The organism is Clostridium sp. AF28-12, from assembly GCF_003435225.1.
In the GTDB taxonomy this organism is placed as follows: Bacteria; Bacillota; Clostridia; order Lachnospirales; family Lachnospiraceae; genus Pilosibacter; species Pilosibacter fragilis.
In genome coordinates, this window is sequence record NZ_QWGJ01000022.1 from 28,054 (window position 1) to 39,056 (window position 11,003).

Sequence of the window (11,003 nt, forward strand, 5' to 3'; positions counted from 1 at the left end):
AGTCTTTTCTTCCGATTTCACCGATCTGTTCCGGCAATTATTTTCCTGCTCTTACTTCCTCAAACTCCTCCTGGATCTCCTTCGACGGCTCCCCAGTCGCAAGGCTGACCGCGATCAGAACGACCATTGCAACGATAAACGCCGGGAGCAGCTCATACACATTCCATACCCCGCCGAGCGGACGAACGCAGTATTTCCATACAAATACCATGACGCCGCCTGCGATCATGCCCGCAAGTGCACCGTTCCTGTTGGAACGTTTCCAGAACAGTGCCGCAAGGACCACCGGTCCGAATACAGCGCCAAATCCAGCCCACGCAAAGGACACGATTCCAAATACGGAGCTGTCCGGATTTCCCGCTAAAAATACTGCGATCACTGCGATAAAGAGAACCGTCGCCCGGGCAACATGGATCGTTCTCTTCTCAGTAAGGTTTACGCCAAACATCCCCTTTAACAGGTTCTCAGAAACAGCGGAGGATGCCGCAAGAAGCTGGGAATCTGCGGTGGACATCGTGCAGGCTAAAATTCCGGCGAGTGTGATACCGGCTCCGATGATCGCGAGGAATCCATGCTGGCTTAAAAGCGTTGCAACCTGGATGATGATCGTCTCCGAAGCGGATCCCTTCAACTCTGCCATCACGCCATTCTTTGAGAGGCTGTAACCGACAACGCCGATAAAGATTGCAACTGCCATAGAGATCACGACCCATACCGTCGCAATGCGTCTGGACATTGCGATATTGTCCTCATGCTCCGTCGCCATAAAGCGAAGAAGTACATGGGGCACGCCGAAATATCCAAGTCCCCAGGCAAGTGTGGAAATTGTTGTAATTGTTCCATAATTAGATGCAGTTCCTGATGCACTGTCATATGTCGCTGTCAGGGATAAAAATCCCGGAAGTTCCTTTGCGTTCGCGAGAACAACATCAAGACCGCCGCTCATGGATACGCCGAAGCATACGACAAGGATCAGAGCGATCGTCATAACGATACTCTGGATCAGATCGGTAAAGCTTGCCGCCATGAAGCCGCCGAGCGCCGTATAGCCGACGATGACAACCGCGCTGATCAGCATCGCTGCCGTATACGGAATTCCGAATAATGTGGAGAACAGCTTTCCGCATGCTGCGAAGCCGGACGCCGTGTACGGGACAAAGAAAATGATGATAAAGATTGCTGAGATTCCAAGCAGCAGCTTCGAATCATCGCGGTACCGGTTCGAAAAGAAATCCGGCATCGTGATCGAATTTGTCTTCGCACTGTATCTTCTGAGTCTTTTTGCGACGATCAGCCAGTTTAAATAGGTACCGATCGCCAGTCCGATCGCCGTCCATGCTGCGTCGCAGGTACCACTTAAATACGCGACACCCGGCAGTCCCATGAGCAGCCAGCTGCTCATATCCGACGCCTCCGCACTCATTGCCGTCACAAACGGTCCTAATTTTCTGCCGCCAAGATAGAAATCACTGGAGTCATTATTTCCCTTAGAATAAAAGAAACCAATTGCCAGCATCATCACCAGATAGGCAATGATCACAAGAAAAACACCGATGATCGCTCCATTCATTTTTCATACTTCCTCTCATTTTAGTCTGCCATATTAGTTTAATAAAGCGTTAATGTAGTTTAGTATAGCAGAAAATGGCCGGATTGCAAGTGTTTTCCCGGGATTTGCGTCTGAAAAAAGGCCGGCACATTCCCGTGCCGACCTTTTCCTGTCTTTGTTCAGTTTTTATGGGATCCTGATCTTGGTATCCTTACCGCTTCTCATCCCAGCTTCCGTCCTCCCGGACAAACCAGCCGTCCGGCGTCATACGGTTCGCAAACATGGTTCCCTTTGTTCCGTCGGAAACCGGATTGAAGTAATACCACTTTCCGTTGATCTGGACCCAACCGGTCTTCATTCCGGTGTTAGAATCCACATAGAACCAGTTTCCGTAAATCTGGTCAAGAATCCATCCGGTACCCAGATAACCATTCGAATCAAATGACCACCAGTTTCCATCGATCTGAACCCACTCATAACTCTGAGCTGCCGAAGAATTGCCGGATCCGGAATTCGTTGCTCCTGCTGCCTTCGGATAACTTCCATCTGCAAAGCGGAACCACCAGCCTGCGTTTGTCTTAATCCAGTGGCTGTAGCCATCATTCAGGCTTTCACTGTTATTCGTGAGCATTTCTTCCGTCAGTGTCTTTCCGGAAACAATGCCGGAATTTTCATTCACATAGCCCTTCTGAGTATCCTTCGCAGTCGCTCCCTGTCCCGGATCGTTGGTTCCGGATTTCGGCATCTTGCTGTTTGCCGGTTTGGAAGTTTCCTCATTGTCGTTATCGTCGCTCTCCGGATAACGTCCTGTCAGAACACCATTCTTCCAGGTGATCGCGTAGTTCTTTGCAGAAAGTCCGGACGGAACGATCTCATAAGTAGACTCACGGCCTTCCTCTGTGTAATCGCAGGTTACGACCAGAATTCCCGTAAGAACCGCTTCCGTCTCACCGTTTACAAAGCCATCATAGACAACTGTATACTCCGGTGCTTTGGATCCAAATGTGACATTCTTATCCTCCGCAGTGATCACAAGCGGTGCCTGTGTGATCGCAAAGTCGTAGAAAACACTTCCCTCCGTGTAATTCTGTCCTTCCGAAACACTATAAACCACACGGTACTCTCCCACATCGACCGGATCAGATGTTAAGATTTCATTCGTCTCCCGATTCGTGATCACGCGGCTCATCTGACCATCCCCGTCTGTTTCCGGAGTCAGATCCACAGCTTTTCCGTCATAGACACGAGCCTCATACAGATTTGCGGAGTCGGTGAATACCGGGGTTCTGCGCTGTACCTTCAATGTACCCGGTACGACCTCGACCTTATAGTTCTTCAGACCATCTACCACTGCCTGAACCGCATACTCACCGGCATCATCGCCTTTTGTATATGCAGTCACGAATGATAAAACAGCATTCTGATTTTCAAGAGTTTCTTCTCCTACCATGCCATTTACCGAATCAACGGTAAACTTCGGAGCTTCTTCCAGATAGGTTGTCTCCTGATCTGCCGTTACAACCTGAATCTCTTTCTGCTTGATCGTTACGATCGCGCTTCCTGTGTAAGGTTTGTAGTTCGTCGCTGTGATCCGGTAGTAAACCGTATAAGTTCCGGCATCGATAAGTTCCGGCATCGATAAGTTCCGGTGCATCTGTTCCAGTATAATTATCCGGCTCCAGTCCGTATTCTACCACCTCATCTTTTACAAGCTCATCCTGTACAGAAACCTCGATCCCATGCGAGTGACCATCATAGATTCCATCATATCCATTTGCCGTGACGTTTTCATCTCGGCCTCTGTGATCGCAAATTCATACGAAATTGAACCTGCCTGATAATTGGTTCCCTCTGCGACCGAATATGTAGCCTTATAGGTTCCCACATTGACCGGATCCGTTTTCAGGACCTCACCCGTCTCTGTGTTTTCGACGATATAGTTTCTTGCGCCGTCTCCGTCTGTCGATGGAGTGATATTCACAGAAGTTCCATCGTAGACTCTGCTTCCATCAGGATATTTTTCTTTCCATAATGCAGAATCTGTGAAGGTCGGAGTTTTCCTTCCAACCGTCAGGGTTCCATCTACAGAAGTTACCTTATAATTGTTCAGACCTGCAACCGCCGGTGTGATTGTATAAGTTCCGGCATTGCTGTTTTCATTGCTCTGTCCCGCCTTCGCCTGCTGATATGCACATGTGAAGGAAAGAGTACCTTTACCTTTCAGACTTTCCAGAGATTCACCCGCTGCAAAGCCCGCATAGACCGCCGTATACTGCGGTGCCGGATCTCCATATGTGATCGACTGATTGACAGCAGTAACTTTCAGTTCTCTCTGTACAATGTCAAACGGAAGACTGATTTCCGCTGCTCCGTAATTGGCTGTCTCCGCCGCTGTAAATTTAGCGGTATAGGTTCCCACATTTTTCGGGATCTCTGCGAGTGCCGAACCGGATGCCGGATTTCCTGCGTAAATTTCTACCTTAACAGTTCTCTCGCCCTCGACAGCTGCTTCTATCTCCGGTGATTTTCCATCATAGGTATACGCCTTCCATTCATTGTAATTAGTCACCTCAATCGTTGCCTGTTTCTTATTTACAGTAAACGATCCCGGAGTGAATCTCAGGCTATAGTTCCGGGCACTCAATGCTCCCTCTCCGCTGCCTGCTTCAATACTGATCGTATGCGTTGTTCCTGCTCCACTCTCTTGAGTATAGGTGCTGCATGTCATCATCGGAGTTCCCGTCAGAGCTGTCTCTTTGGTCTCATTCTTCACAAAACCGGTGTAGCTTGCCTCAAACTCCGGCATCGGATCGCCGTATATCACACCTCTTTTCGGATTTTTCAGCCCTGCAGTTACAGTTAGTGATCTCGGACGGATATGAACCGTCTGGCTTCCCTCAAGATCCTTGTAATTCGGACAGGAAATCTTATAATTCACCGTATACTCTCCCGCATCCGTGTAACTTGGCGGTTCTTGGCTCCACTCGCTTTCAGCGCTGCCCTTATATTTGATTTCTGTCCCGCTTGGAACACTACTCGCCGGAAGTGTTGCTGTAATCGTATGTGGATTCCCATCATACTGACCGTCGTAACCTGTCACAACGATTCCCTTACCATTTAGGCTGGATGGAATAATTTTAACCGTAAAGTTTCCTGTAGTAGGTTCATAATTCTGCGTTGTGATCCGGTAATAAATGGTCTGCTCTGTTTCCTGTACGTTCAGGTTCTGCATTACACCCTTTAAGTCAGAAACATAAGATCCTTCCTGCGTAGCGGAATAGGAAACAACATAACTGCCTACCTGATCGCCAGAAATATTGGAGCTTACTGTCACAGTTGGCAAGAAAGTACCTCTATTTTCATACTCAATCACGTTGTTGTTACCCGGATAAGTCACATTAGGTACAAGTTTTTCTGCAGATGCCTGATCAATATTTCCGGATATTGACAATGTTGAGGCAGACAGATCGTATTTATCTGCATTTTCTCCTGTCAGGGAAATTCCTGTAATCTGAATAGAGTTAGGTCCTACATCTTTGGACTCATATGTTGCTGCTTCATATCTGGCACTTACACCATCCAAAACAGTATTCCCAGCTTCATCCTGCAGAGTGAGTGCAATTGTCTGTCCTGATGCCAAGGAAGTTGTTCCATCGTATGTTTTGCTTGCATTACTGATAACTGCCACCGGCGTCAGTTTTTGTTTTTCGATGGTAAAATAAACATATCGATCGCCCGTATAATTTGCATCAAATGAGTATATATACTTTATATGTTCCAGCTTCTTTAGGATTATCTGCCGCCTCGCCGGCAGCATAGCTATAACTTATACCGTACCTTTTTACTTCCGTCTTTATGACAGTATCTATTATTTCGATCGCAGGTTTTTTAACCGTTCCATCATATCTAAATGTTTGCGGTGTTAATGTAACAACTATATCATCGCTCTGCAAAGATTTAGTTTTTATACTTGTCACGTGCAATAAACTATCCGATGATGTCCCATCATAAGTGATTTGATACAGTGGCTGATCACTGTCACTTGCTGTAATCCGCACTGCATAATAATATTTAAGAGACTCATCTCCACAATTAGTTGCCGTTGGTGGGGTCGTCGTCCAGTTATTTACATAAAATCCACCCTTCGATTGAGGCTCATAGCATTGATACTCAACCTTGTATTCCTCATCATTTGGTGTATAGACCTTAAGCAACTCCTGCTCAAATCCAGTATAAACAAATTCAATAGGAACAACGCTGAATATATCAGAATTCACATAAATGTATGCTACTGCACTGCCTGCTTTGTACGTCTCATTTCCCTGTGTTTTTGCACCGATTATATAATTTCCGGCAGCGAATTTCGTTGTAGACGAACTCAATGTTTGCTCTTTTTTTTCGGAATCGGCCTGATTTACATAATAATACGATACCTTTCCTTCTTCTGAATCAATATCTGAACTGTTAAACAGGGTAGAAACATCGAAATTTTCACTCTCATTTACTTTCTCCCTCTTAGTTTCTGATGTTCCTTTCACTGCTTTCAGAGATGATGGAGTTCTCCAATTTTCTGCCTGCGTACCTGTAACACGCCCATGATTCTCATAATTTGAAGGAATGGGTTTAGATGAATCTGAAGTCATATTCACTTGAAGTTCACCATCATTCACAAGCTTATTTATTCCTACATCAAAAAGTATCGATTCTTTAATATTCCGTCAGATTCAATTGTAAGTAATGATTCAGATAGGTTTATTAATGAGAGATGGTTTACAGTGACCTTTCCAGATATGGATCCAGTAGCATTGTCTAACGTCAGACCATCTGTTTCGATTATTCCGCCTAAACTGCAATCACTTTCTCTGCAAAAATACAGTCCCCGGCTGCTGTCATTCCCTCCTCGTACCTTTGTTTTAAGTGTACCACCTGTTATATTAAATGTTCCACCAGATTGATACAGGCCGCTATATGGACCATTTGCCGTTACTGTTCCTCTTTTTATTGTCAGCTTTCCATAGGACTCAATCCCATGTCGATTATATCCACTTTCATTTACGCTATAAGGGGAAGTGGCGTTAATTTTTCCATCTTGTTCTAAATTGATTGAAACTTCTGCCTTCTTCCCAATAGAAATACCACTTCGGTCACCTTTCACATTCAACGTTCCTGAGCCTGTAAAAGTTACATCTGTATCACTCCAGATCCACAGTCCATAGCTTGCCGAATCTTTGGGCAGCTTTGTTCCATCGAATACGCTTGTTCCATTCAACTCAATAATCCATTTTCCCTTACGAATATCCAGACACGTTTCCACTTGAGGATTATAATTATTCAGTTCTAATACAAAAGCATCTTCTTCACGATAAATTCTGCTGTCCACATCAAGATACTGCTCATACTTACCCGATAAATTTGTTCCATCCCAATCAACAGTAACTGATTTTGTGCTGGTATTATCTTCTCTTCTCGTGAATACCATATAGGTTTCTGCATTCGCCGCCAGCATTGCCGCCTCATCGCTCACCGCGACTTCCACTGCAAGCGGCGCACACCCGTCCGCAAGCTCATATCCGTCCTCCGGCTCTGCCGAGAAGGTGAAGGTTCCGCTTGTCGGCCACATTCCGTCCTCGTTCTGGATATAATCTTCGCACTGCCAACCGGATACTTTGATTTCCACATCGTAATCCGCAGTGATATCTGCTTCATCTGCAGTAATATCCTCTGCTTCGTCCGCAGAAGTATTCTCTGCGGTCTCTCCGGTCTTTGCAAGGATACTCTGCGGCAGGATGGAAACGATCTGTTCCAATGTCGGCTGCTCCTCTGCGGTCGCACTCAGTTCCAGTCTTCCGTCATTTAAATATTCTTCCGGGTCCTGCCAGATAAAGTCGTAGATTTTTGCGAATACATCTTCCCCGTCAAATTCTGTATCCGATGGAGAAGCCTTCTTTCGATCATCGATCAGTTCTTCTTCATCTTCATCTGCGTCAGATGGGGAAGCGATATGAATGGTTTGTTGTGCGTTTGATGTGGATGCCTTCAGGTATCCGCTTGCATCTACAACTCCTGATGCAGCATCAAGGCTATCTACATTTCCATAAGCCATTGTCCCCGGAAGAGACATGGTCACTGTCAAAAGAACTGCTGTATACTGTTTTATTTTTTTCCTCATAGGCGTACCTCCCACTGTCTTCAATAATTTTCATTTTAACAGCCCCCCCCCAAAGCAACAGCTTCGACAGAATCGGTCGAACTTCGACAAAATTGGTAAAATTATTCTTTGCCGGAATAAAATCAATTATCATGGTAAGCCGGTCAGTCCCGGTTACCATCGTCCGCATCTTCTGTCCGATCTTGAAGGTCTTCCCGCTCATCTCACCTCGCAGCTCCATGCGCTCTTCCCGGAACACATAATAGTCGCCATGAAGTTCATTGACATAGACAGGCATGTATTTTGCCTGCTTCATGGAACGCAGGGGCAGACGGCTGATGAGTGCTTCCTCTTCGCTTCCTTCAAACTTTTTCAGAAGCTTCGTCAGCTCCTTCGGATGCACCTCATCATAAGATTTTTCCCTAATATGTCGAGCGTTTCATCAGTTAAAAAATCTAACAGTATTCTACTATTTTTTCATTTTCCAATCAATAGACTTGGAACGAACAGACGTACAACAGGAACGAATCGTTACTGTACACGGGTAGGAATTTTCTGAACTGAAAATGTCGTATGATACGGTGGTGGTAACAGATTTTGCCGATTTGGAATGCGAAGCATCGGCAAAATCACGTTGCTGTTTGCGCAACGCGTAAACAGCAACCGAATCATGTTACTGGCTGCTGCTCACGAATTCGATCTCCGAAATATTGAACAGGATGCAGCCGCAATGCCCCGGAAAAGTCGGGAAGCATGTGACCTTCAGATTTGTATCGATTTCCGGGCTGTAGTCGATGAGCTCCAGTTTTTCCCCGTAAAGGACGGCCCGCTCATAGCTTCGAAGCCATTTGGAATCCATATTGCTGAAAAGACTTCCGAATGAATTTCCGATCAGCCGGTCTAACGGCAGTTTTTCCAGCCTCGCAAGTTCCGGATTTCCATAGCGGAAGATCCAGTCAACTGCTCGTTTCTCCTCATCAAATACCATCTCGATATCCGTAAATGCGAATGGGAGCTGATCGAAACTGCGGTAATAGTCATGGTACTCATCGTCCGTCATCGGTACTCCATGATTCTGAAATCCCCGGATCACGTCCTGCTGGGCATTCCGGAGTGTTTTCATGATCTCCCCTTTCTTACGGGCCGTATACCCCAGGGATTCCCCATTGCTGAGATTGATGGTATCCGTGACGTTATGGATTGCCATGACTGCTACAAGGCAGCCGCGATGCACCCGCAAAAATCCGTCTCCGATCTTTTCCTCGATCTCCCGAAGCGTCATCGTCGTCCGATACACCTGGTCTCCCAGCACATGGATATTTGCGTATTTTCCATTCATCAGAACATATAAGATCGTACTCACTCTTAAAGCGATCGTTTTCCTCTCCGAAACGATCGTTATGTATCTTTCTTCTGGCATGAAACATTTCCTCCGTAAGATTTTATATTTTATTGAAGCTTTTATATCTGAAATTATAAGTGGATTTCACAGCAGAATCAATTCTTCCTGCACAAGATGTCGAAATTTGGATTTTTGAGATTCCCAAACACAGAAAGACATAAAAGGAGAAGTAAACAGATCGAATAGCAGAATGATGAGACAATCACTTCGCAATATATCAGCTTTATTTTGATATATTGCGAAGTATAATATCTAGATAAAGTCAGTACTACGTAGCTCCCTGAAAAAGATGCACACTTTTATATTTCTTTTAGCAAAAATGCCATATAGAGTGGAAGTGTAAGTATCTGTTCCGCACGTCCAACATTATAATCTCCAAGTTTGATTGCATGACTGACATGGTATTTTTCAGGATGATTCAGGATTGTTCTGGTGCTTTTTGTATTACCTGTAGATGCTTTTACCTCTACCAATGTGCATTCACCTTTATAACGGATCACAAAATCCACCTCAAGTCCACTGTCTTTATGGAAATAGTAAAGTTTTCTTCCCATTTTACTGAAAATATCAGCAATCAGATTTTCGAAAACTGCTCCTTTATAAGCATGAAGATTTCCTTGAAGAATATCGTATTGCGTACCATCCTCCAACATGCTGACAAACAGACCACAATCGCGCATATACACTTTAAATGTATTTTCTTCTGCATTTCCGTCTAAAGGCAGTTCCGTAATACTAAGATTATAACAGCGCACAATAATACCTGCATCCTCGATCCATTGCAAGCTTCCAGCATACTTTGAAGCGGTAGATCCCTTTTTGACAATTGAATACTGAAATTTCTTATTTTCTTTACTGAGTTGTTTAGGAATAGACTGAAAACATTCTTTGATCCTTGATTTATCTTTTTTTTCTGCGTATTTTATCATATCATCTTCATATGACCGAACAATATCTCGTTGAATCTGTAGAACTTCGTCCATCTGTTTTGTGCTTACAAATGTCTGTACCACATCCGGCATGCCGCCAACAACTGTATACTGCAAGAGCAACTGTTTCATGCGCTTGTGCAATGCTTCCGGAACTGTTTTTTCATTCTGCAAACATGTTTTCAACAGTTCAATCACCGGGGTTTCAATTCCATTTGCCCACAGGAATTCTTCAAAATCCAGTGGATACATATCAATTACCGTTTCCGACCCAACTGGGACCGATTTTGGTTCTTTTCCATATCCTTTTACACCCAAAAGTGATCCCGTACCTATCACATCGTAACGCCCATCCATGCGAAAAAATTTCAAAGCTGTTCGAGCTTCTGGGCACTCCTGAATTTCATCCAGGACTAAAACAGTATTGCCACTTTCAAAGACTGCTTCCTTACCAAGTAAGGCCGAGAGCATCATAACAATCGTATCTACTTCCAGAGAGCCTGAGAATACAGCAACATAGTCTGGATTTTCAAAAAAATTCAAATACACAACATTTTTATAATTTTTCTTTGCGAAATCAAGAACAGAAAATGTTTTGCCACATTGCCTGCACCCCTTAATAATCAATGGTTTTCGATTTTCTGTGTTTTTCCAAGCGATTAATTTTTTTTCAATTTTTCTTTTCAGCATAATGATTTCACCTCTTTTCTATAGAGTACAACGGAATATTCATTTTTTCAAGGGAGTTATATAAGATATAACAAACTTTTTTAAACGATTTTTTGATAAAATATAAACTTTTTCAAGTGACTTTTTCGATAAAATGCAAACTTTTTCAAGTGACTTTTTATAATAGACACCGCTGGTAAATGATTTTTTCACAAAAAAAGGACATCCACACTGGATATCCTTATAAAAAAGAGCACGAGGCGTCGCAGAACGTCCGGGGGACGTTCGCCTGCGACGACCGGAGCG

The 11,003-nt window shown here is 44.4% G+C and carries 9 protein-coding genes; all 9 read right to left on the reverse strand.

Features of this window, described 5'->3' with window-relative positions:
* Positions 1-37: 37 nt before the first annotated feature.
* Positions 38-1,570, reverse strand: coding sequence for a sodium/proline symporter (locus DWY93_RS14825; RefSeq protein WP_117471118.1), 1,533 nt, complete (start codon positions 1,568-1,570; stop codon positions 38-40).
* A 190-nt stretch (positions 1,571-1,760) separates the two neighbouring features.
* Positions 1,761-3,185, reverse strand: a complete 1,425-nt coding sequence (locus tag DWY93_RS14830; protein WP_181968560.1) for an MBG domain-containing protein — start codon at positions 3,183-3,185, stop codon at positions 1,761-1,763.
* 69 nt (positions 3,186-3,254) lie between these two features.
* Positions 3,255-4,883, reverse strand: coding sequence for an MBG domain-containing protein (locus DWY93_RS14835; RefSeq protein ID WP_242990677.1), 1,629 nt, complete (start codon positions 4,881-4,883; stop codon positions 3,255-3,257).
* A 415-nt stretch (positions 4,884-5,298) separates the two neighbouring features.
* Complete coding sequence (locus tag DWY93_RS14840) at positions 5,299-6,219, reverse strand: hypothetical protein (RefSeq protein ID WP_117471121.1); 921 nt, start codon at positions 6,217-6,219, stop codon at positions 5,299-5,301.
* A 14-nt stretch (positions 6,220-6,233) separates the two neighbouring features.
* A complete protein-coding gene (locus DWY93_RS14845; protein WP_117471122.1) occupies positions 6,234-7,718 on the reverse strand; it encodes a hypothetical protein in 1,485 nt (494 codons plus the stop codon).
* Positions 7,630-8,100, reverse strand: coding sequence for a hypothetical protein (locus DWY93_RS14850; RefSeq protein WP_117472550.1), 471 nt, complete (start codon positions 8,098-8,100; stop codon positions 7,630-7,632). Before DWY93_RS14850 ends, DWY93_RS14845 begins: the two co-directional genes overlap by 89 nt.
* A gap of 270 nt (positions 8,101-8,370) precedes the next feature.
* Positions 8,371-9,117 carry a LytTR family transcriptional regulator DNA-binding domain-containing protein gene (locus DWY93_RS14855; RefSeq protein ID WP_117471124.1) on the reverse strand — a complete coding sequence of 249 codons (747 nt, stop codon included), beginning with the start codon at positions 9,115-9,117 and terminating at the stop codon, positions 8,371-8,373.
* Positions 9,118-9,398: 281 nt separating this feature from the next.
* The gene (locus DWY93_RS14860; RefSeq protein ID WP_117471125.1) at positions 9,399-10,718 is read right to left on the reverse strand and encodes an ATP-binding protein; all 1,320 of its coding nucleotides are present in this window, start codon (positions 10,716-10,718) and stop codon (positions 9,399-9,401) included.
* Positions 10,719-10,757: 39 nt separating this feature from the next.
* On the reverse strand, positions 10,758-11,003 hold a 246-nt coding region (locus DWY93_RS17325), incomplete at its 5' end, for a hypothetical protein (protein ID WP_207658708.1).

Bases quoted from the DNA above. Each gene is read 5' to 3' on its own strand.
- DWY93_RS14825 (WP_117471118.1), bottom strand. From the start codon at position 1,570: ATGAATGGAGCGATCATCGGTGTTTTTCTTGTGATCATTGCCTATCTG.
- DWY93_RS14830 (WP_181968560.1), bottom strand. From the start codon at position 3,185: ATGCCGGAACTTATCGATGCCGGAACTTATACGGTTTACTACCGGATC.
- DWY93_RS14845 (WP_117471122.1), bottom strand. From the start codon at position 7,718: ATGAGGAAAAAAATAAAACAGTATACAGCAGTTCTTTTGACAGTGACC.
- DWY93_RS14855 (WP_117471124.1), bottom strand. From the start codon at position 9,117: ATGCCAGAAGAAAGATACATAACGATCGTTTCGGAGAGGAAAACGATC.
- DWY93_RS14860 (WP_117471125.1), bottom strand. From the start codon at position 10,718: ATGCTGAAAAGAAAAATTGAAAAAAAATTAATCGCTTGGAAAAACACA.